General features: G+C 55.0%; 22 protein-coding genes and 1 other annotated feature. Of the genes, 6 read left to right on the top strand and 16 right to left on the bottom strand.

Translation table 11 applies throughout. The annotated features are described in order from the left end of the window. Nucleotides 1-216: 216 nt before the first annotated feature. Nucleotides 217-1983 carry a 30S ribosomal protein S12 methylthiotransferase accessory factor YcaO gene (gene ycaO / locus HOY33_RS02180; RefSeq protein WP_172288116.1) on the bottom strand — a complete coding sequence of 589 codons (1767 nt, stop codon included), beginning with the start codon at nucleotides 1981-1983 and terminating at the stop codon, nucleotides 217-219. A gap of 248 nt (nucleotides 1984-2231) precedes the next feature. Here ycaO and serC point away from each other — a divergent pair, with 248 nt between their 5' ends. The 5 genes from serC to ihfB all read left to right on the top strand — a co-directional run bounded on the left by serC (nucleotide 2232) and on the right by ihfB (nucleotide 7711). After that, on the top strand, nucleotides 2232-3317 hold the full coding sequence (gene serC / locus HOY33_RS02175) for a 3-phosphoserine/phosphohydroxythreonine transaminase (protein ID WP_172288114.1): 1086 nt from the start codon (nucleotides 2232-2234) through the stop codon (nucleotides 3315-3317). A 92-nt stretch (nucleotides 3318-3409) separates the two neighbouring features. After that, the gene (aroA, locus tag HOY33_RS02170; protein ID WP_172288112.1) at nucleotides 3410-4699 is read left to right on the top strand and encodes a 3-phosphoshikimate 1-carboxyvinyltransferase; all 1290 of its coding nucleotides are present in this window, start codon (nucleotides 3410-3412) and stop codon (nucleotides 4697-4699) included. Nucleotides 4700-4865: 166 nt separating this feature from the next. Then, nucleotides 4866-5543 carry a (d)CMP kinase gene (cmk, locus tag HOY33_RS02165; protein WP_172288111.1) on the top strand — a complete coding sequence of 226 codons (678 nt, stop codon included), beginning with the start codon at nucleotides 4866-4868 and terminating at the stop codon, nucleotides 5541-5543. Between the two features lie 120 nt (nucleotides 5544-5663). Beyond that, nucleotides 5664-7337 (top strand): 30S ribosomal protein S1, encoded by a 1674-nt coding sequence (gene rpsA, locus HOY33_RS02160; protein ID WP_172288800.1) that lies wholly within the window; start codon nucleotides 5664-5666, stop codon nucleotides 7335-7337. Nucleotides 7338-7360: 23 nt separating this feature from the next. Beyond that, nucleotides 7361-7711: an integration host factor subunit beta gene (ihfB, locus tag HOY33_RS02155; protein WP_255556128.1), complete on the top strand. Its 351-nt coding sequence runs from the start codon at nucleotides 7361-7363 to the stop codon at nucleotides 7709-7711. Nucleotides 7712-7828: 117 nt separating this feature from the next. On the opposite strand, the gene HOY33_RS02150 is transcribed toward ihfB, so the two are convergent. The 15 genes from HOY33_RS02150 to hisL all read right to left on the bottom strand — a co-directional run bounded on the left by HOY33_RS02150 (nucleotide 7829) and on the right by hisL (nucleotide 20988). Then, entirely contained in the window at nucleotides 7829-8482 is a 654-nt protein-coding gene (locus HOY33_RS02150; RefSeq protein WP_172288109.1) for an aspartate/glutamate racemase family protein, read from the bottom strand. A 35-nt stretch (nucleotides 8483-8517) separates the two neighbouring features. Further along, nucleotides 8518-9213: a dipeptidase PepE gene (pepE, locus tag HOY33_RS02145; RefSeq protein WP_172288107.1), complete on the bottom strand. Its 696-nt coding sequence runs from the start codon at nucleotides 9211-9213 to the stop codon at nucleotides 8518-8520. 16 nt (nucleotides 9214-9229) lie between these two features. After that, complete coding sequence (locus tag HOY33_RS02140) at nucleotides 9230-9904, bottom strand: AroM family protein (RefSeq protein ID WP_253906908.1); 675 nt, start codon at nucleotides 9902-9904, stop codon at nucleotides 9230-9232. An 11-nt stretch (nucleotides 9905-9915) separates the two neighbouring features. Continuing rightward, nucleotides 9916-10845 (bottom strand): DUF1177 domain-containing protein, encoded by a 930-nt coding sequence (locus HOY33_RS02135; protein WP_172288103.1) that lies wholly within the window; start codon nucleotides 10843-10845, stop codon nucleotides 9916-9918. A 60-nt stretch (nucleotides 10846-10905) separates the two neighbouring features. Further along, nucleotides 10906-12540, bottom strand: a complete 1635-nt coding sequence (locus HOY33_RS02130; protein ID WP_172288101.1) for an OPT/YSL family transporter — start codon at nucleotides 12538-12540, stop codon at nucleotides 10906-10908. Between the two features lie 53 nt (nucleotides 12541-12593). After that, nucleotides 12594-13346, bottom strand: coding sequence for an IclR family transcriptional regulator (locus tag HOY33_RS02125; protein WP_172288099.1), 753 nt, complete (start codon nucleotides 13344-13346; stop codon nucleotides 12594-12596). Between the two features lie 291 nt (nucleotides 13347-13637). Then, complete coding sequence (hisIE, locus tag HOY33_RS02120) at nucleotides 13638-14249, bottom strand: bifunctional phosphoribosyl-AMP cyclohydrolase/phosphoribosyl-ATP diphosphatase HisIE (protein WP_172288798.1); 612 nt, start codon at nucleotides 14247-14249, stop codon at nucleotides 13638-13640. An 11-nt stretch (nucleotides 14250-14260) separates the two neighbouring features. Further along, nucleotides 14261-15037 carry an imidazole glycerol phosphate synthase subunit HisF gene (gene hisF / locus HOY33_RS02115; RefSeq protein ID WP_172288097.1) on the bottom strand — a complete coding sequence of 259 codons (777 nt, stop codon included), beginning with the start codon at nucleotides 15035-15037 and terminating at the stop codon, nucleotides 14261-14263. Continuing rightward, the gene (hisA, locus tag HOY33_RS02110) at nucleotides 15019-15756 is read right to left on the bottom strand and encodes a 1-(5-phosphoribosyl)-5-[(5-phosphoribosylamino)methylideneamino]imidazole-4-carboxamide isomerase (RefSeq protein ID WP_172288095.1); all 738 of its coding nucleotides are present in this window, start codon (nucleotides 15754-15756) and stop codon (nucleotides 15019-15021) included. Before hisA ends, hisF begins: the two co-directional genes overlap by 19 nt. Before the next feature lie 6 nt (nucleotides 15757-15762). Further along, entirely contained in the window at nucleotides 15763-16353 is a 591-nt protein-coding gene (gene hisH, locus HOY33_RS02105; RefSeq protein WP_172288094.1) for an imidazole glycerol phosphate synthase subunit HisH, read from the bottom strand. After that, nucleotides 16353-17420: a bifunctional histidinol-phosphatase/imidazoleglycerol-phosphate dehydratase HisB gene (gene hisB / locus HOY33_RS02100; RefSeq protein WP_172288092.1), complete on the bottom strand. Its 1068-nt coding sequence runs from the start codon at nucleotides 17418-17420 to the stop codon at nucleotides 16353-16355. Before hisB ends, hisH begins: the two co-directional genes overlap by 1 nt. 15 nt (nucleotides 17421-17435) lie before the next feature. Continuing rightward, on the bottom strand, nucleotides 17436-18506 hold the full coding sequence (hisC, locus tag HOY33_RS02095; protein ID WP_172288091.1) for a histidinol-phosphate transaminase: 1071 nt from the start codon (nucleotides 18504-18506) through the stop codon (nucleotides 17436-17438). Continuing rightward, nucleotides 18503-19816 carry a histidinol dehydrogenase gene (hisD, locus tag HOY33_RS02090; protein WP_172288089.1) on the bottom strand — a complete coding sequence of 438 codons (1314 nt, stop codon included), beginning with the start codon at nucleotides 19814-19816 and terminating at the stop codon, nucleotides 18503-18505. The genes hisC and hisD overlap by 4 nt, the downstream gene beginning before the upstream one ends. 5 nt (nucleotides 19817-19821) lie before the next feature. Beyond that, a complete protein-coding gene (hisG, locus tag HOY33_RS02085) occupies nucleotides 19822-20721 on the bottom strand; it encodes an ATP phosphoribosyltransferase (protein WP_172288088.1) in 900 nt (299 codons plus the stop codon). 123 nt (nucleotides 20722-20844) lie between these two features. Further along, nucleotides 20845-20965 (bottom strand) — a sequence feature (His leader region). Beyond that, nucleotides 20941-20988 (bottom strand): his operon leader peptide, encoded by a 48-nt coding sequence (hisL, locus tag HOY33_RS02080; RefSeq protein WP_121514178.1) that lies wholly within the window; start codon nucleotides 20986-20988, stop codon nucleotides 20941-20943. (Overlaps the previous feature by 25 nt.) Before the next feature lie 170 nt (nucleotides 20989-21158). Between hisL and HOY33_RS02075 the strand changes: the two genes are divergently transcribed. Next, on the top strand, nucleotides 21159-21986 hold the full coding sequence (locus tag HOY33_RS02075) for an SDR family oxidoreductase (RefSeq protein WP_172288796.1): 828 nt from the start codon (nucleotides 21159-21161) through the stop codon (nucleotides 21984-21986). Nucleotides 21987-22041 lie beyond the last annotated feature (55 nt).

Genomic DNA, 22041 nt, shown 5'->3' with positions numbered 1-22041 from the left:
ACGTTTTGTATAATTTAGGTGCGGTATTTTTGATGTAATTTAATTTAAATTTAACCATTTAATAACAATGTGCGGAATGATAAGGATTGGATTAACCGGCGATATTGATTATCAAACAGCGATAACCCCTTAAAACTAAGGGTTATCGCATGGTTTTTTTAGTAGAACATCGCCCGGGCGTGACGGGCGACAGGGGGCATCGCCGGCGTCGCCCAGTCAGCTATTTAAAGGCCAGTATCGACGCTTGGCCTGTTGCAATTTCTCATAAGCCGCCAGCAGCGATCGATGCGCAGGTAAGGCCGTAAATCCATCGTCGATGGAGAACAACCCGTGGAAACTCTGTTCGCCGGCGATTGCCGCGCTGGCGGCGTCCACGGTTTCACGTCCGTACATTCTGACGAAGGCGTCGTAATATTCGGCGGGTTCGCGTTCCGGCTCCTGCGCCAGCAGCAAAAGCGTTTGCAGACAGCGGTAGTAATTGCTGCGTTGGGCGGTAAAGACCGAGCCGTTGAAATCCAGCGTCCATTCTACCCAGATTAATGCCTGATCCAGATCGCCGCCGGCCAGCGCCAGCATGGATTTCAGTTCGCCGATGCGCAAAGTAAACCAGCCGTTATCTTTACCCGTGGCGATACCAAGTAATTCGCGTACGCGGGTGAAGTCATCAAAGCCTTCGTCATCCAGCTGTTGCAGCAGAGTAAGGTAATCTTCCTTTTTCCACTGGCTATCCGGCAGGGCCAGCAGCGTTTCACGCAGGTGGGCGCCCATGCTGTTATTCGCCAACAGCAGGTCTTCGGCCGGGTAAATGTCTGACATGCCGGGAACCAGAATCCGGCAGGCGTAGACGGACAGGTGTTGATAGTCGGCAATATACACTTCTTTATCTTCCCGCTGGAAGATCGCCATCAGCGTCGCAAATTCTTCTTCCGTCGTGCCGCTGAAACTCCAGTCGACAAACGCGTAATCCGCCTGCTGCTTGAACATATCCCAGGAGATCAGACCGCTGGAGTCGATAAAGTGGGTTTCCAGATTGGCATGCTCCGCCACCTCTTCTTCATCAAAGGTCGGCGGTGTGAAAACGTCTAAATCCTTCAGCCCGCGGCCTTGCAGCAGTTCGGTTACGGTACGTTCCAGCGCCACGCCGAAATCAGGGTGCGCGCCAAATGAGGCGAAACAGGTTCCGTTTGCCGGATTAAACAGCACAACGCAGATAACGGGGTATTGACCGCCGAGAGAGGCATCGTAAGCGAAGATCGGGAAGCCTTCTTTTTCCAGCGTGGCAATGGCTTCAACCACGCCGGGGTAGCGGTTTAATACCGCCTGCGGAATGGCCGGCAGACTGATTGATTCGGCAATGATGCGGTTTTTGATGCTGCGTTCGAACACTTCAGACAGCCCTTGAACGCGGGCCTCGTTGGCGGTATTGCCCGCGGACATGCCGTTGGAAACATACAGGTTGCCGATGATGTTCATCGGAATATACACCGTCTGCAAATCAGACTGGCGGATAAACGGCAGCGCGCAGATCCCCCGAGCGGCGTTACCTGATTGCAGGTCGATCAAATCGCTGGCGCCGAGTTCGTTTTCCGGATCGTAAAACTCACGCAGGCGAGGATCCAGAATGCCGTCCGGCAGCGTATTATCCGCGGGGAGGGGAAACCATTTTTCATTGGGATAATGCACGAAATCACTCTGCGCAATCGCTTTGCCGAGGTAAAAATCCGCAAAGAAATAGTTTGTCGATAAACGTTCAAAGTATTCGCCCAGCGCTGAAGCTAATGCGGCTTTCTTGCTGGCGCCTTTGCCATTAGTGAAACAGAGCGGACAATCGCGATCGCGAATGTGGACTGACCAGACGTTAGGCACCGGATTCAGCCACGAGGCTTCTTCGATGTTGAACCCCAGATCCAGGAGTTGCTGTTGAAAACGGGCGATGGAGTCTTCCAGGGCGGCGTCTTTGCCTGGGATGAACGTTTGGGTCATGGTTTTCACTTTTGCAGGTTTGAATAAGAGGTGCATGATACGGGCTTTTGGCCGCCGACTCTATTCATTCTATAACAGATTGATAACATGGGTTGAGACACGCCGTCAGCCACGCTGTTTTGCGCGACAAAGCGCAATAAGCATTGCAGCCACGGGTGACGAGTGATAAAACCGGTATCAGGGTAAAGCAGTGTGTTTCGAACCATTGTGATAAATTAATCGCTATTTTTAAGATGTGGTGAGGGGAAATGACTCAGGTTTTTAATTTTAGCGCCGGTCCAGCTATGCTGCCGGTTGAAGTGTTACGTCGGGCTGAACAGGAATTATGCAACTGGCATGGCCTGGGTACTTCGGTAATGGAAATCAGCCACCGCAGTAAAGAGTTTATGCAGGTCGCCGCCGAATCCGAACAGGATTTGCGCGATTTGCTGAAAGTCCCCTCCAACTATAAAGTGCTGTTTTGTCACGGTGGCGCCCGCGCGCAGTTTGCGGCCGTTCCGCTCAATCTGTTAGGGGATAAAACGCAGGCCGACTATATTGACGGCGGCTATTGGGCGCACAGTGCGGTAAATGAGGCGGAAAAATACTGCACCCCGACGGTCATCGATGTGAAAACGCGCGTGAATGGCCTGCGCAGCACCAAACCCATGAGCGAATGGGTACTGTCTGACGATGCCGCGTATGTTCATTATTGTCCTAATGAAACCATTGACGGGCTGGCTATCGAAGAAACCCCGGATTTTGGCGATAAAGTCGTGGTGGCGGACTTCTCTTCCAGCATTCTATCCCGCCCGATTGATGTCAGCCGTTATGGCGTTATTTATGCCGGCGCGCAGAAAAACATTGGCCCCGCAGGGCTGACGCTGGTGATTGTCCGTGATGATTTGCTGGGCAAGGCGCGTCGTGAGTTGCCATCGATCCTGGATTATCAGATCCTTGCCGACAACGACTCCATGTTTAACACCCCGCCGACTTTTGCCTGGTATCTTTCCGGCATGGTCTTTAAGTGGCTGAAAGAGCAGGGCGGTCTGGTTGAAATGGAAAAACGCAACCAGGACAAGGCGGACCTGCTTTATAGCGCGATTGATAACAGCAATTTCTATAGCAATGACGTTGCCGTCGCCAACCGTTCCCGCATGAATGTGCCTTTCCTGCTGGCCAATGCCGACCTGGACAAAGTCTTTTTGGAAGAAGCCCAGGCTTCCGGTCTTCATGCGCTGAAAGGACACCGTGCGGTAGGCGGTATGCGGGCATCTATTTATAACGCGATGCCGCTGGCGGGCGTTAAGGCGCTGACCGAATTCATGGCGGATTTTGAACGTCGTCACGGGTAATGCCGTCGGGCGCCAACTGATTATGGGTAATTGATTCAGAAACCCCGGCGAGACCGGGGTTTCTGTGTTCACGTTTGGAGAATAAGTTTCACATGCAGGAATCCCTGACCCTACAGCCGGTTAAATTGATTAACGGCACCATTAACCTCCCCGGCTCAAAAAGCGTATCCAATCGCGCGCTTCTACTGGCGGCACTGTCTGACGGGGTAACGCGGCTGACGAATCTGCTGGATAGCGATGATGTTCGTCATATGCTGACTGCGTTACAGGCGTTGGGGGTAAATTATCAACTCTCCGCCAACCGCACCCAGTGCGAAATCACCGGTCTGGGCGGCGCGTTGAAAGCCGGGCAACCGCTTGAGCTGTTCTTGGGGAATGCGGGAACCGCAATGCGTCCGTTGGCGGCGGCGCTGTGTCTGAGCGACGGCGATATCATTCTGACCGGCGAACCGCGCATGAAAGAGCGCCCTATCGGTCATCTGGTGGACGCCCTGCGTCAGGGCGGCGCGAAAGTGGATTATCTGGAGCAGGAAAACTATCCTCCCTTGCGCTTGCGCGGCGGGTTTCAGGGTGGGGAAATCAGCGTCGACGGCAGCGTATCCAGCCAGTTTCTGACCGCGCTGCTGATGGCCGCGCCGCTGGCTCCTCAGGATACCCATATCCGCATTCGGGGCGATCTTGTTTCCAAACCCTATATCGATATCACGCTGAATATGATGAAAACCTTTGGTATCGATGTGCGTAACGATAATTACCAACGGTTTTCTGTCGCAGGTCGTCAGCAATACCGTGCGCCGGGCGATTATCTGGTCGAAGGCGATGCGTCATCGGCGTCTTATTTCCTGGCGGCGGGCGCCATCAGGGGGGGAACGGTGCGGGTTACCGGCGTGGGGCGCGCAAGCGTTCAGGGCGATATCCGCTTTGCCGATGTGCTGGAGAAGATGGGCGCCGACATCCGCTGGGGTGATGACTATATTGAATGCCGGCGCGGCGAACTTCATGCCATTGATATGGATATGAACCACATTCCCGATGCCGCCATGACCATTGCGACCACCGCGCTGTTTGCCCGGGGCGGGACGACCACGCTGCGTAATATTTATAACTGGCGGGTAAAGGAAACCGATCGTTTGACGGCAATGGCGACGGAATTGCGTAAAGTGGGCGCGGAGGTTGAAGAGGGCGAGGATTATATTCGCATCACGCCGCCCGCCCGGCTGAAATTTGCTGAAATAGGAACCTATAACGATCACCGGATGGCGATGTGCTTTTCTCTGGTCGCGTTGTCCGATACGCCGGTCACCATTCTCGATCCGAAATGCACCGCCAAAACGTTTCCGGACTATTTTGAACAACTGGCGCGCTTAAGCGAACTGGCGTAACAGGGGCGATTTTCAACCCCAATCCTGCTCAGCGCCCGATCCGACGAGATCGGGCGCCGTCTTATTTTTCCCGTCGATATAACCTTTCTCGCCATTGATGCGTATAATGAAGCACCGTAGTGTCTTAAACGACAGCAACGGTATTCCCAGTGTAAAGGAGAGAGAAATGACGGTGACTGCACCGGTGATTACGGTTGACGGACCGAGTGGCGCGGGTAAGGGCACTTTGTGCAAGGCGCTGGCAGAAGCTTTACAGTGGAATTTGCTGGATTCAGGGGCGATTTATCGTGTTCTGGCGCTGGCGGCGTTACACCATCAGGTGGATATCCATTCGGAAGAGGCGCTGGTGCCTTTGGCCTCACATCTGGATGTGCGTTTTATCTCTGAGGACGGGCAGTTAAAGGTGATTTTGGAAGGTGAGGACGTCAGTAATGAGATCCGCACCGAAACGGTCGGCAATACGGCGTCTCAGACGGCGGCGTTCCCACGGGTCCGCGAGGCATTATTACGCCGCCAGCGTGCGTTTCGTGAAGCGCCGGGGCTGATTGCCGACGGCCGCGATATGGGAACCGTGGTGTTTCCGGATGCGCCGGTGAAGATCTTTCTGGATGCCAGCGCAGAGGAACGGGCGCAGCGGCGCATGCTACAGTTGCAGGCGAAGGGGTTTAATGTTAACTTTGAACGTCTTTTGTCCGAGATAAGAGAACGCGACGATCGCGATCGTAATCGGGCCGTTGCGCCATTGGTGCCCGCGACTGATGCATTGGTGCTGGATTCAACGGCTATGACAATTGACGACGTGATTGCGCGAGCGCTGGCTTATTCCCGCGAAATTTTAGCGTAACACGCGGAAAACCCAAGAATTTTTACCTCGCTGTAAGGATGCACAGCGGGGCATGTTAAACAACCCCATCGAGCAGGAAGCCAGATGGACGTTAAATTGAAGACTCCTAAGATTATCAACATGACTGAATCTTTTGCTCAACTCTTTGAAGAATCCCTGAAAGAAATCGAAACCCGTCCTGGCTCCATCGTTCGTGGTGTTGTGGTTGCTATTGATAAAGATGTGGTACTGGTTGACGCCGGTCTGAAATCTGAATCCGCCATTCCGGTAGAGCAATTCAAAAACGCCCAGGGCGAACTGGAAATTCAGGTTGGCGATGAAGTCGACGTTGCGCTGGACGCTGTTGAAGATGGCTTCGGTGAAACGCTGCTGTCTCGTGAGAAAGCCAAACGTCATGAAGCATGGCTGATGCTGGAAAAAGCTTACGAAGAAGCTGCGACGGTTACCGGTGTTATCAACGGTAAAGTTAAAGGCGGTTTCACCGTTGAGCTGAACGGCATTCGTGCGTTCCTGCCTGGTTCTCTGGTAGACGTTCGTCCGGTACGCGACACGCTGCATCTGGAAGGCAAAGAGCTTGAGTTCAAAGTGATCAAGCTGGATCAGAAACGCAACAACGTTGTTGTTTCTCGCCGTGCGGTTATCGAATCTGAAAACAGCGCTGAACGCGATCAACTGCTGGAAAACCTGCAAGAAGGCATGGAAGTCAAAGGTATCGTCAAGAACCTTACCGACTACGGTGCGTTCGTTGATCTGGGTGGCGTTGACGGCCTGCTGCATATCACTGATATGGCTTGGAAACGTGTTAAACATCCAAGCGAAATCGTTAATGTGGGCGACGAAATCACCGTTAAAGTGCTGAAGTTCGACCGCGAACGTACTCGCGTGTCCCTCGGCCTGAAACAGCTGGGCGAAGATCCTTGGGTTGCTATCGCTAAGCGTTACCCGGAAAGCACGCGTCTGACCGGCCGTGTGACCAACCTGACTGACTACGGCTGCTTCGTTGAAATCGAAGAAGGCGTTGAAGGCCTGGTGCACGTATCCGAAATGGATTGGACCAACAAAAACATCCATCCGTCCAAAGTTGTCAACGTTGGCGATGTCGTGGAAGTTATGGTTCTGGATATCGACGAAGAACGTCGTCGTATCTCCCTGGGTCTGAAACAATGCAAAGCCAATCCGTGGCAGCAATTCGCTGAAACCCACAACAAGGGCGACCGCGTTGAAGGCAAGATCAAGTCCATTACTGATTTCGGTATCTTCATCGGTCTGGATGGCGGCATCGACGGTCTGGTTCACCTGTCCGACATCTCCTGGAACGTGGCCGGCGAAGAAGCGGTGCGCGAATACAAGAAAGGCGACGAAATCGCCGCTGTTGTATTGCAGGTTGACGCAGAGCGTGAGCGTATCTCCCTGGGCGTGAAACAACTGGCTGAAGACCCGTTCAATAACTACCTGTCTGTAAACAAGAAAGGTGCGATTGTTACTGGTAAAGTTACGGCAGTTGACGCCAAAGGTGCTACAGTTGAATTAGCAGACGGCGTAGAAGGCTATCTGCGTGCTTCTGAAGCGTCTCGCGACCGCATTGAAGATGCAACGTTGGTATTAAACGTTGGCGACAGCGTTGAAGCGAAATACACCGGTGTTGATCGTAAAAACCGCGTTGTCAGCCTGTCCGTTCGTGCCAAGGACGAAGCAGACGAGAAAGATGCTATCGCCACTGTTAACAACAAACAGGAAGACGGCAACTTCTCCAGCGCTATGGCTGAAGCTTTCAAAGCAGCGAAAGGCGAGTAATAACGGTGGAGTGAGCAACCTGGTTGCTCACTCTTGAAACGGTAGTAAGTTATCGTGGTTATTCACGTAATCACGTACTTGGAGGAACCATGACCAAGTCTGAACTTATTGAAAGACTTGCTGGACAGCAATCTCATATCCCCGCCAAAGTGGTTGAGGATGCAGTGAAAGAGATGCTCGAGCAGATGGCCACAACGTTGGCCGAAGGTGATCGTATTGAGATCCGTGGGTTCGGCAGTTTTTCACTTCACTACCGTGCACCACGCGTTGGTCGCAATCCGAAAACGGGTGAAAAAGTTGAGCTGGAAGGCAAGTACGTCCCTCACTTCAAGCCGGGTAAAGAATTGCGCGATCGCGCCAATATCTACGGTTAATCATGCCGCTATTTTCGGCTGATGGACTGTAGTCTTGCTTGCAAGAGAATTTCCTGAATGGCACCTGAAAAGGTGCCATTTTTTATGGTGCGATAGCTTGACGGCGACGGTTATGTATTAGCGGCTGGACGATGCCGGCGAACCTAACCACTCAATGGCAAACATACCCGCGGCACTAACGGCATCGATGGCAACGCAACCTATTTCTTGCCTGATACGCGACGCCAGGGCGATAGTCGATAAGCCGGTGCAGGAAAATGCGATCGCCTTCGCGCCGTTATCATAGAGCTGTCGGGCGCAGGCGAATGCGCTTTCTTTTCCTTCCGGCGTCAACAAATCGGTGGTTTGCGTTACGCCATCCGGACGCGCGTAGGCAACCTCCTCCCCCAATAACCGCCTGAAAGGCGCGGGCGCCTGGCCGCCAATTCCGATAACCGCAACGGGTAATTTCAGACTGGCGGCTATCCGGGCGCAGGCGCTGCCCGCGCTGATAACCGGGATGGTGACCGCCTGACGCAGTTGTTCAAGACCGGGGTCGGCGGCGCAGCTAAGAAAGATAGCCTGGCATCCTGCTTGTTGAAAGGACTGACCGAGCGCAATGATTTTAGGGACGGCGATGGCTTCACTGCGCTGGTCAAAAATGCCGTGTTCCTGTTCGGAAATACAACGGCTGATGGATGACAAACCATACTCCTGCTCAAGCAGGCGACCGTGCTCTTCAAGCAGGGTTTGATCCTGCGTGGTAAGTACGCGAATAATGCCGAGTGTCATGGGCGCTCCTTATTTATGGATAACAACCGCTGAGGTTATGACAGGCGTATTTCGCCGCAAGCCAGCGTCTGCGGCGGTTGCCGCGCGGTAAACCGTATTGCCGGGTAGGGGCCGTTCAGCCAGACCTGTCGATCGTCGACGGTCAACCAATCCCCTTCAGGCAGGCCGATAATGGTGATGTCCGGCTGGGCCATCAACAGTTCGGCTAACCTCTGGTTCCGGGTTTCCCCCTGATGCCCATCGGGAAGTTTGTTGGTGTAATGCGGGTTGATCTGGAAGTCGATCAGATTCAGCGCATCAAATCCTTGCGGATCGACAATGGGCATATCGTTGGTGGTGCAAATCGTCGGACAGGCCAGATTAGCGCCGGCGCTCCAGCCGATATAAGCCGCGCCCTCCAGGACGCGTTGGCGGATGGCGCTAAGCAATCCCCGCTCACGACAACATTTCAGCAGGTTAAAGGTATTTCCGCCGCCGACGATGATGATATCAGCATCAAGTACGGCCTGCTGCGGGTCCGTCTGGGTGTGAATCGGGGTAATAGTGATATCTATCGCCGATAATGCGTGTCGCACTTTTTGCGTATAATCATCCCAGCTCGTTGTCACCCCGGCAAAAGGGATAAACAATGCATTCCGCCGGGTTTTCACCCGTGCCTGAATGGCGTTCAGGGCATGTTCCAGATAGTTTTTCCCCGGCAGCGTTCCGTTGCTTAACAGTAATAGCTCCATAAGGTATTCCTTGTGGTTAAAGTAGCCCGGCGATCAGGCGGGCTATCAGCGCGTTGGAAAGCAACACCGGCAAACCGGTCGCTTGACGAACCTGCTGTCGGTGCCACTCGGTATAACCCATACAATCCATAATGATGACTTCTGCCTGCTGGTCTTTTAAGGCGAGCGCTGCCTGTATCAACTCATCCCGGCTGCCGTCGTAAGGCGAAACCGTCGCATAAACCGGCGGATGGCGCATATCGCCCCATTTTTGCCCTTCGCTGGCGATCTGTTTCGCCAGCGGCACGAGGATGCCGGCCTGACGCTCACCGATCAGCGTGGCGGCAACGGGAGGAACCACCTGGTCGGGTTCAACCAGCCATGCCTGCTGGCAGGAAAGACCATGAAACTCGCCGGTGCACAGCAAGAGAATCAGTGAACACCCCTGTTGCTCGAGGTAATGCAGCTTTTGTTGGATCGCTTGATGTACCGCCGCTTTGCCTAAAATAACCGCGCTGCCGTCCAGCAAACGGCTGGTTAACAGCGCATCGTCCGGCTGCGGAGCGAATTGCCGCTCAATGGCCGTTTTATCCAAACCGTCCAGAACCCCGGCATGAATGCAGCGCGTTCCCGCCGGCAGGTGTGACGCCAGTATGGGGGTAATATCGGCGCGAGGCGCCTGACCGATGGTCAATGTACCGAGCAGAGGCATCGACATCTCCATTATTGGCGTTTTTGCAAGTGGGCCAGCGAACCGTAGAGTTCAATCAGGCGATCGTATTCGTCCCGATCGAAGAAGCGGCAGGTATTGCGGGTAAACTCTTTAGCCACTTCGACCACGAATTTGGCGGCGGCGGCGATATCCACCTCATGGCTGGCGCCGGTTCCGCAGCCAGGCACCGCGCTTTCAGCGGTGATCGCCACGCCGACCACCGGAGCTGAAGTCGCAATGGAGGGTTGCAGAATGCTGTTCAGATGAAACACGCCATTGCCGTACGGGGTGATATCCTGGGTGGTGATCGGGAACGTGACCGGAAGTTTGCCGCTGGTCATTTCCATAATGCGCAGCAAATCATCGGCTACGCGCAGAATGTAACCCTGTTTCACGGTGGGTGAAATGGCAAATCCCTTGTGGTTGATGATACGGTTGCCTTTTGTGGTATCAATAGACAGCACCGCATCCATTTCCGGCATGACTTCCTGTTCGTTCATATCTTCGGTATCGACCGGAGAGTCCATAAAGTCCACCGGTTCGTGCGGCCGGGTTGGTGCGTCCGGGCAGATATGGGTGGTGATAATCACATCGCCCGGCAGCGTGTCTCCCTGTGTTTGCATATGCGCCAGCTTTAACGCGGCGGCGATGGCGGCGACGGCGCCATCGCCATCGGAAACCAGCCCGATGCGCTCCGGTCGGGCGCCAATGCCGCCTAAACGTCCAACAATACCCAGCGTCGGAGCCTGGCCGCCGGCGTGTTTGCCGGCGTTGCCGGGAATAACGATTTTAACAAAGTCCGTTTTTCCTTTATCGCCCTTGAATTCCGTCACGCTGACATTGACATCGGGATAGGCGGACAGCAGCTCAACCACGGTTTTTCCGCTGGCGGCGGCGCTATCAAGCGCTTCGAATACGTGTAAGGTTTGTAACAGGCTCATTTTACTCTCTCATGGTTAGATGATGTGACATTCGTTGCGTACAAAAATAGTTTATTAGCGTTATTTTCCGCCGATCTTGCTGGCGAGAATCGAGTTAAAGAAATTAAAGATGGCATCTCCGGCAATCAGTCCGGCGGCAAAAACTTCCATCCGGTTACGCATTTCTTCTCCGCCGACTTTTATGACCAGCAGGCGTAGCGTAATCCCCAGCAATACCGCCCAGCCGGCCAAGGGATTGGTGATCAGCAGACCGGTCGCCAGCAGAACGCCCAGTTGACGTTTTGAACCGCCCAGCCATTGGATCAATGCGCCCGGCACCGCCCAGATCATCAGGGATTTAGCGATATCCATCGACACGCCGGCCTGAATGGTTGCGACATACACTTTAGCGACGGGAGGAACCAAATTATTCTGGAAATAACTTTGATAGGAGAAATAAACCACCGGGATGGCGATGATAAAGGCGATCATGGCGGCAAATAGCTGCTGGCGACGTCCTTCCAATTCAAAAGCGGGATCGGCGCCGTTGTCCCGCAAGATAAACCCGGCCTTCAGGTCATAACCCATATCGGCAAAAGCGGGACCGGTGGCGACGGAAAAGGCGCACAGTACGGCCAACGCCAGCAATGGAAAACCGATCATCATACCGATAATCAAGGTGATCAAGGCGACGGCAAATGCGGGGAACCAGCCGGAGTGCATGGCCGCCAGTCCGACAATCAATTCGTGGATAAAAGCGGCAAAAGCGGCATAGAGAATAAACGCCAGCAACATGACGATGGACATTTCGCTATAAAGCCCGGTGCCCGCCGCAATCAGCATCGCCAGCACAATATAGCCGATGGCGCCCATGCGGAGTGCGCTGAGAATATGCCGGCGGTCGTCATTGGCGGCTTTCAGTGCTGCGGCCGACAGCACTGTCTGGGTGGTTTTTTTACCGCGGATTAGCATAACCACCTGAACAAGCGCGACGAGGCCGGCGCCGATCATCATGCCGTGCGGAATGTAATTTTTATTAATATCAATGCCCAAAATGGGCTGGCTGTAGCCGCGTAATAATAGACCGATACCAAACATGGTAAGCGCCCAGATATTACCGATGAACGCCGTACCCAATGCGGCCATCGGCAACTTGAACCAGGAACCGATGGCGCCGATAGCCACCCCGGCGCTGAGGATCGCCGCCTGGCTGCCCCCCCGATCGCCGGCCTTGATCGACTCTGCGGCCGCTACCCCCGGCGGCCATGTCCCGGTCGCCGGAAACACGGAAGTATTGAACATCCGGTAAAGCAGAAAAGCGTCCAGCAACATGGCCAGAGAGACGCCGATAAATACCGGTACGACCAGATCGGGCCGGCCAAACAGCCATAACACGCTGATAGGCAGCAACAGACTGTTGGCCGCGCCAAAGGTAGCTGAGGAAATGGCCGTCTGCGCCAGATTTTGCACGTGGATCGAGCGGAAGCGGCGTAACAGCTGTAGTGGAACACGGGCAATAATCATCGCGATCAATGCGCCGATAATTGAGGTGTTGGGCGTGACGCCCAAGGTCGTCAATAGTTGAATGCCGATAACCGCGCCAAACAGACTCAGGATGACCAGAAATACCAACGTCAGCGGATTAAAGCTTGCGTGATGCGGTTTTTTCTCTTTCCCCGGATGATTCGTCTGGTGGAGGGATGAATGATCTGACATGTAATACCACTCCTGATGTTAAAAGAAGATGCTTGTTTTTTTAATTTACGGACTCACCGTAACCAGTACGGATCGCCGTATTTCTTGCCGATTGACATGGCGGCGTTGCCAAGCTGCCTTGCCAGATGCTGTATTTCCTGTTCATTCGCCATGCTGGCCGGGAATGTCAGACAAAAAGCGATGGCTTCGCCGCTTTGCGGATTTTTTACCGAACAACTGATCGAAGCGGTGCCGGAAACGGCTTCGTTGATAGCGGAAGACCAGCGTTGTTCCCTGACCGTCTGGAGCTGTTCCTCCAGCCGTTCGAATGCGATCTGCGTTTTGCTCTCGGGTGATAGCGTGTCGTCGAAATAGGAATGCAACTGCTCAGGGGTAAAGCGTGAGAGCAGGGAACGACCGGTCGATGTCGCCCAGCAGGGGGAACGGGTTCCCGGATAGGTCATGACCTGCAACGCATGGCGTCCGGGGATCACCCGCAACACCAGAATATCCGCCCCATCCAATACCGAAAGATAACCCGTATGGCCGGTAGCGTGACATAAAGCGCGTAGCGCCTTTTCAATGTCGTCGGTAAGCGACGAGGTGCGATGCGCCAGATAAGCCACTTCCAGCAGCATTAATGCCGGGTGATAGGTGGCGCTATGGGTATCCTTGCTTAGAAATCCGGTTTCGCAAAGTTGCTTCAGCACTCTGGAGGTGGTGCTTTTGGGCAACTGCAAATGGGTAATGATATCGCCGGCGGTAATACCGCGTTTTAGCTGACTCATTAAGTTCAGAATGGCCGCCGTGGTATTTAATATGCTCATACAAAGTCTCATAAAATGGAACCTGGTTCCTATTTATAGAACTAAGCATATTTTGTGCCAGTGATATTGCCGCGATGATTATCAGTTGATTAATAATGAGAATGCCGATTTCATGCCCGCATAAGAGGTAGAGGCATGGTCACAAAGGCGTGGTGCAATGCACCGTTTTGGCTATCGATTTGTACGAAAATGGTGCAGTGAGAGTCTCAGAAGAAGAGACGAACAGGCTGTAATCAGCGGTCGATCGAGGTTAAACCGGGCATCCCGCTGACAGGAATGCCCGAGCGATGATTATTGGTGCCGTTCGCGTAAACGGTTAATGATAGTGGCAAGATCCAAATCCTGATCCTGTAGCAACACCAGCAGATGATACATTAAGTCCGCCGCTTCGTTGGTCAACTCCTCCCGATCGTGAACGGTGGCGGCCAACGCGGTTTCCAGACCCTCTTCGCCCACTTTCTGCGCAATGCGCTTGGTGCCGCTGGCATATAAGCGGGCGGTATAAGAGCTGGCCGGATCGGCGCTCTTACGCTCGCCGAGCAACCGTTCCAGTTCATACAGGAATTGCCACTCGCTGGCGGCGGGAGAGAAGCAACTGCTGCTGCCCCGATGGCAGGTCGGTCCAATGGGATTCGCCAGAACCAACAGCGTGTCGTTATCGCAATCCGGCGTAATTGACGCCACGTGGAGAAAGTTGCCGGAAGATTCTCCCTTGGTCCACAAACGCTGTTTGGTACGGGAAAAAAACGTCACTTTGCCACTGCTTTCCGTCGCTTTCAGCGCATCCTGATTCATATAGCCCAACATCAGGACTTCACCGGAAACCGCATGCTGCACTATAACCGGCAGCAGGCCGTCAGTTTTTTCCCAATCGAGTTGGTTTCTTTGTTCGTCGTTTAAAATACGCTGTTCGCTTAACACACCCGAATCTCCACGCCTTGTTGCTTAAGATAGTGTTTCAGTTCACCAATATTAATGATCTGTTTATGAAATACCGATGCCGCGAGCGCGCCGTCAACCTGAGCATCCTGAAAGGCGGCCAGGAAATGCTCCATGGTGCCGGCGCCGCCGGAGGCAATCAGCGGAACATGACACGCCTCACGCACCAGCTTGAGCTGATGTAAATCGTAGCCGTTGCGCACGCCGTCCTGGTTCATCATATTCAGTACGATTTCACCCGCGCCGCGCTTTTGTACTTCCGCCACCCAATCCAGTGTTTCCCAGGTCGTGACTTTGGTGCGCGTTTCATCGCCGGTGTATTGATTAACGTGATAACGGCCGGTTGCCGCATCATGCCAGGTATCAATACCCACCACGATGCATTGTACGCCGTAACGATCGGCAAGGCGGGTAATCAACGTCGGATCGGCCAGCGCCGGTGAGTTAATCGAGATCTTATCCGCGCCGAAAGAGAGTATTTGCCCGGCTTCTTCTATGCTCTTGATGCCGCCGGCGACGCAGAAAGGGATATCAATCACTTCAGCCACGCGGGAGACCCAGCTCTTATCGACGACGCGGCCGTCCGATGAGGCGGTGATATCGTAAAATACCAGTTCATCGGCCCCTTCCTGCGCATAACGCTGCGCCAGTGGGACAATATCACCAATAATTTCATGGTTGCGGAACTGTACACCTTTGACCACCTGCCCGTCACGAACATCCAGACAGGGTATTATCCGTTTTGCCAACATGAAATGGCCTCCGCTACGTTAAATTTACCTTCCAGCAGAGCACGTCCGACGATCACGCCCTGCACGCCGCTACCGCGCAAATTGGCAATATCCGCCAGGTTACCGATGCCGCCGGATGCCTGAAAGGCCACCTGCGGATAGCGCTGGCAGATTTCACGATACAGTTCGACGTTTGAGCCGCTGAGCGTGCCGTCGCGTGAAATATCGGTACACAGCACGTGTTTCAGGCCAAACGGCAGATAGTGTTCGACGGTTTGCTCCAGCGTCGCGGCCGAATTCTCCTGCCAGCCGCTGATCGCCACCTGTTTGACGCCGCTGGCGTCAATGCGCACATCCAACGCCAGCACCAGCGCTTGTGCGCCATAGCGGGTGAACCATTGTTGAACCAGCGCCGGCTGTTTTACCGCGGTGGAGCCAATCACCACGCGGCGGGCGCCGGCGTCGAGCAGCGCTTCCACATCGTGCTCGCTGCGGATACCGCCGCCGACCTGGACAGGTACGCTTACGCCGGACAGCAGCGTCTTCAGCAGGGGAATTTGACGGGCGGAAGGATCTTTGGCGCCGGTCAGGTCGACCAGATGCAACACCTGCGCGCCCTGCCGCTGATAATCCTGTAGCCGGGGCAGGGGATCGCTGCCGTACTGGCGTTGCTGTCCATAATCGCCCTGATGCAGCCGGACGACCTGTCCGTCGATCAGATCCAATGCGGGAATAATCATGACGATTTACATCTCCAGAAAGTTTTTCAGCAGTTGGGCGCCGGCCGCGCCGGAACGCTCGGGGTGAAACTGCACGCCAAAGAAATTATCTTTCTCCACCGCGGCGGTGAAAGGCTCGCCGTAGTTTGCCTGCGCAATGGTATGCGGGCAGACCGGCATGGCGTAGCCGTGGACAAAGTAGAAGTAGGCGTCTTCGTCAATATCGCGGAACAGTCGGTGCCCGGCCTGCGGAACGAGCTGGTTCCAGCCCATGTGGGGCAGCGGCAAACCGTGATCCGTCATGCGTTTGACCGGCGTATCAATAATGCCGAGCGTGGCAATGCCGCCGTTTTCGTCGCTGGATGTACCCAGCAACTGCATGCCGAGACAAATGCCCAACACCGGCTGGGTACAGGCTTTGATCAGATCGATCAGATCGCGTTCGGCCAACTGGTTCATGGCCGCCTGCGCCGTACCGACGCCGGGTAAAAACAGTTTGTCGGCATGCAGCACCACATCGGCTTCCCGGCTGACCACCGGCTGATAGCCTAAACGCCGCACCGCATAGTCAACGGAGGACAGGTTGGCGCAGCCGGTATCCAGAATGACAACCTTCATCACAACACCCCTTTTGAACTCGGCAGCGTATCGCCCTCAACCCGAATGGCCTGACGCAGCGCCCGGCCAAAGACTTTAAACAGGCTTTCGACGCGGTGATGGTCGTTACGCCCTTTGGTTTTCAAGTGTAGCGTGACGCCCATGGCATAGGAGAGCGAGCGGAAGAAATGTTCGACCATTTCCGTACTCAGATCGCCCACCCGCTGGTAGCTGAATTCGGCCTTGTATTCCAGATGCGGTCGCCCGGAGATATCCAGCGCGCAGCGCGCCAGGCATTCATCCATCGGCAGGACGAAGCCAAAGCGGCCGATACCGCGTTTATCGCCCAACGCTTTACTGAGCGCTTCGCCCAGCGCCAGACCGGTATCTTCCACCGTGTGGTGGTCGTCGATATACAGATCGCCTTTCACTTCCACGTTCATGCGGAAACCGCCGTGAGTGGCGATCTGATCCAGCATGTGGTCGAAAAAACCGACGCCGGTGTTGATCTTGCTGCCGCCTTCCTGATCCAGCCAGACGTTAACGTCAATGGCCGTTTCGCGCGTCACTCGCTCGACATGCGCGTGGCGGTTACGTTTGGTGAGCTGGTGGGTGATGGCGCTCCAGTTCAGGCCTTCACGCTGATAACGCAGGCCGGTAATGCCCATGTTTTGCGCCAGCGTTACGTCGGTTTCGCGGTCGCCAATCACATAGCTGTTGGCGCTGTCCATCACGCTGCCTTGTAGGAAGGCCTCCACCAGCGCCGTTTTGGGTTTGCGGCAGTCGCAGTTGTCCGACGGCAAATGCGGACAAATCAGCACCTGTTCAAAGCGGATCCCCTGCGAGGTAAAGATTTGCATCATAAGATTATGCGGCGGATCGAACGTTTCCTGCGGGAAGCTGGCGGTGCCGAGTCCGTCCTGATTGGTGATCATCACCAGCTTGAATCCGGCTTTTTGCAATGCCAGCAGAGAGGGAATAACCTCCGGCTCAAACGCCAGCTTATCCAACCGGTCAACCTGAAAATCCTCGGGCGGCTCAGCAATCAATGTTCCGTCACGGTCGATAAAGAGATATTTCTGGCCCACATTGGCTCCTTGAGATTAAGCGTTGATTCCAGGCAATGACCGTAATGCGTCGATGGCGCGTTCGCATTCATAACGGTTGCCGATAGTGATGCGTAAACAGCCGGACAACCCGGGCTGTTTGTTCTGATCGCGCAGGATAATGCCCTCATCCCACAGAATCTTGAAAACCTGGCTGGAGGCGGTAAAACGCACCAGCAGATAGTTGCTTTCGCTGGGGAATACCTTTTCCACACAGGCCAGCGACGCTAATTGGTCGGCCAGCCAGCGCCGGTTTTCCATCACCTCGGCCACGTTTCGCCGCATGTTCGCCACCCCCTGCGCGCTCAGCGCCTGCGCGGCGATATCGGCAACCGGCAGCGACAGCGGGTACGGGGCAATCACCTTCAGCAATAAGGCAATCACATCCGCGTTGGCCAGCGTAAAGCCGCAGCGCAGTCCGGCCAGCGCATAGGCTTTCGACAGGGTCCGCAGGATGACCAGATGCGGGTAGTCCGCCAACCAGCCGACGGTCGAGGCCTGCGGGCAGAACTCAATGTAGGCTTCGTCGACGACGATCAGCGCTTTGTCCCGGGTCAGATCCAGCAGGCGACGCAGGTCTTCCTGTTTCACCAGATTGCCGGTCGGATTATTGGGACTGCATACATACACCAGCTTTACGCCGTCCAGTTGCCGTTCGATGGAGTCCATGTCCAACTGCCAGTCAAGGGTGCTTTGCGCGGTACGGCGTTCCACGCCGAACGTTTCGGCGCTTACCGCATACATGCCATAGGTCGGCGGACAGAACAGAATGGCGTCTTTACCCGGCTCGCAGAAAGCCCGAATCAGCAGTTCGATGCCTTCGTCCGCGCCGCGGCTGACCAGCACCTGCTCCGGCGCTAACCCGGCATACTCGGCATAGCGTTCAATCACCTGTTTGGGCTGACATTCAGGATAGCGGTTCAGCGTCGATAGCGTGAGCTGATATTCCGGCGCCTGCGGATATTCATTGGCATTCAGCCACACGTCGCCGTTACCGCCCAGCCGGCGGGCAGACTGATAGGGCGTCAGGGCGCGCACATTGGCGCGGGCCAGTTGTTCAATGCTCATGCTTGCTCCTTAAGGGCAGCGACACGCAGGGTGACGGCATTTTTGTGGGCGGTAAGCTGTTCGGCCTGCGCCAGCGTTTCGATGGTCGGCGCCAGTTGCAGCAAACCCTGCGGCGTTAACTGTTGCACCGTCATCCGTTTCTGGAAATCCGCCAATCCCAAACTTGAATAGGTTGAGGTATAGCCATAAGTCGGCAATACATGGTTGGTGCCGGACGCATAGTCGCCCGCCGATTCGGGTGACCAGTCGCCCAGGAAAACGGAACCGGCGCTGGTGATGCGGTCGACCCATTTTTCCGCATCGCGCGTCTGAATGATCAAGTGTTCCGGGCCGTATTGATTACTGATTTCCACACATTGCGCTAAATCACGGGCCACAATGACCCGGCTGCCGGACAGCGCCTGCCGGGCGATCTCGGCGCGGGAAAGCTGGGCGAGCTGCTGCTCGACGGCATCGGCCACCGCTTTGGCCAATGCGGCGTCGGGCGTCAGCAGGATAACCTGTGAATCAGGGCCGTGCTCCGCTTGTGACAGCAGGTCGGCGGCAATAAACGCCGGGGTGGCGCCGCTGTCGGCAATCACCAGCACTTCGGACGGGCCGGCGGGCATATCAATCGCCGCGCCGTCAAGCTGCTGACTGACCTGACGTTTGGCCTCGGTAACATAGGCGTTGCCGGGGCCGAATATTTTATCCACTTTGGGGACGCTTTGCGTGCCAAAGGCCATCGCGGCGATAGCCTGCGCGCCGCCCAGTTGGAACACTTCCTGAATACCGCAGAGCTGGGCGGCGTACAGAATTTCATCGGCAATGGGCGGGGGAGAACACAACACCACGCGTTGACAGCCGGCGATGCGGGCCGGGGTGCCCAGCATCAGCACCGTTGAAGGCAGCGGCGCCGAGCCGCCCGGAATATATAAGCCGACGGTGGCGATAGGGCGGGTAAGCTGCTGGCAGCGTACCCCGGGCTGAGTTTCGATATCGACAGTGGGGAGTTTTTGCGCATTGTGAAAGGTTTCGATATTGCGCACGGCCACCGCCATCGCCTGTTTCACATCTTCGCCCAGACGGGCCGAGGCCGCGGCGATTTCCGCTTCACTGACGCGGATAGCGTCGATCTGAACTTTATCAAACGTTGCGCTGTACACACGTAATGCCTGGTCGCCGCTGCTTTTCACGGTTGCCAGAATATCTTTTACGATACCGGTGATGCGATCGGACGCCGAGATCGCCGGGCGAGTCAGTAACCGGCGCTGTTCTTCGGCGCTACACGCTTGCCAGTCAATCAGGGTATTGAAGTTGCTGTCGGCCATCGTCATTACTCCATCATTTTCTCAATCGGCAATACCAGAATGGAACTGGCGCCGAGAGATTTGAGTTTTTCCATGGTTTCCCAGAACAGGGTTTCGCTGCTGACCATATGCATGGCGACGCGGCTTTGGTCGCCGGCCAGCGGCAGAATGGTCGGGCGCTCCGCGCCAGGCAGCAGGGCGACGACTTCTTCCAGCCGTTCGCTTGGCGCGTGCAACATAATATATTTTGATTCACGCGCCTGAATAACGCCCTGCATACGCGTCAGCAATTTATCAATGAGCTGTTGTTTGTCGGCGGACATTTCACCGTCGCGTTGAATCAGGCAGGCCTTGGAGCGGTAGATGACTTCGACTTCGCGCAGGCCGTTCGCTTCCAGCGTGGCGCCCGTCGATACCAGATCGCAGATCGCGTCCGCCAACCCGGCGCGAGGCGCGACTTCAACCGAACCGTTCAGCAGACAGGATTTGAAATCAATGGCTTGTTTATCGAGATATTGTTTGAGCAGGTGAGGATAGGAGGTGGCGATGCGTTTGCTTTGCAGACACTGCGGGCCGGTATATTCTTCGTCCAGCGGCATGGCCAGCGACAAACGGCAGCCGCCAAAGTCCAGACGGCGTAAGGTAAAGTAGCGAGGGTCTTCGCCCTGGGCGCGGCGGTTGAGCAACTCTTCTTCCAGCACGTTTTCACCGATGATGCCCAGATCGACGACGCCATCCATCACCAGTCCCGGAATATCGTCATCACGAACGCGCAGAATGTCGATCGGCATGTTTTCAGCAAACGCGATAAGACGCTGTTGTTGCAGATTGATTTTGATACCGCAACGTGCCAGCAGTTCGCGTGAATCATCGCTCAGGCGGCCTGACTTCTGCATTGCTATCCGTAAACGTGTTTTATCCAGCATGGAAACCTCATTACCTGTCAAATTAAATACTATGCTAAAAAAATCGGGCTATAAAAAACCGCGGAGCGTTTTTTTAACGTTGCTTGGCAACGGCCCGCAGGGGGGAGGCATGAAAGCCAGCCCATAAAAAAACCCTCGGAAGTGATCTTCCGAGGGCTCTCTTTTCGTTCTGCGCCACTGGAAGATCTGAACGTCTTCCAGCACCAATCGCCTGAAAGACTAGTCAGGGTGATGGTGATGATGGTGGTTAAACAGAACGCTTGTCATAAATTATCTCTTGGTTGTATCAATAGAGTAACTGCCTGTCGGATAACCTAAACCATGTGCGGGTATTTGTGCAACACTTTTTTACTGGATGCGGGATGATTGATCGTGCAGGGTGTCATCGACGGTAAGTACCCGATAAATATTGCGGCGGATGTGCGGGAGAGTGAATGATGAAGAAAGTGGCGATTGTCGGACTGGGGTGGTTGGGTATGCCGCTGGCGTTGGCGCTGAATGGTCATGGCTATCAGGTTGTCGGCAGTAAAACCACCATTGACGGCGTTGAAGCCGCCCGGCTGAGCGGCATCGAGTGCTATCAGCTCAGACTGACGCCTGAGCTGATGTGTGATGCCGACGAGTTAACCGCCTTATTGCAGGTGGATGTGCTGATTATCACGTTGCCCGCCAGCCGTACGGCGCAGGGCGGGGAGCATTATGCTCAGGCGGTGCAACAGTTGGTTAATACCGCCCGGGTTTTTAAAGTACCGCGGATTATCTTCACCAGTTCAACCTCCGTGTATGGCAATACCACCGGCGTCGTGCGGGAAAACTCACCGCTGCAACCGGTATCCATTGCCGGCAAGGTACTGGTGTCGCTCGAACAGTGGCTACAACATTTGCCGGATACCTCGGTGGATATCCTGCGGTTGGCCGGACTGGTGGGTATCGATCGTCACCCCGGTCGTTTTCTGGCCGGGAAAACCGGGCTGACCGGCGGCGCTCGCGGCGTGAATCTGGTTCATCAGGAAGATGTGCTGGAAGCCATCCAGCTATTATTAAAACGCCCGCACGGCGGGCATCTGTATAATCTCTGTGCGCCGGGGCACCCGGCGAAACAGGATTATTATCCCGAGCAGGCTCGTCAGTTAGGATTAACCCCGCCGCAGTTTGTCGCTGATGAAAATACGGCTTCAGGCCGTATCGTTGATGGTCAGCGTATTTGCAATGAACTCGGATTTGACTATCAGTATCCGGATCCGATGACCATGCCGCTGGGGTAACAGAATGCAGGCAACCTGAGATTTCAGGTTGCCCTGATTAGCCTGGCGGCAATCA

The sequence above is a fragment of the Brenneria sp. hezel4-2-4 genome, from assembly GCF_013155275.1.
In the GTDB taxonomy this organism is placed as follows: domain Bacteria; phylum Pseudomonadota; class Gammaproteobacteria; order Enterobacterales; family Enterobacteriaceae; genus Brenneria.
Note: the sequence above shows the minus strand (reverse complement) of the source record. Positions and strands in the feature narration are given on the sequence as shown.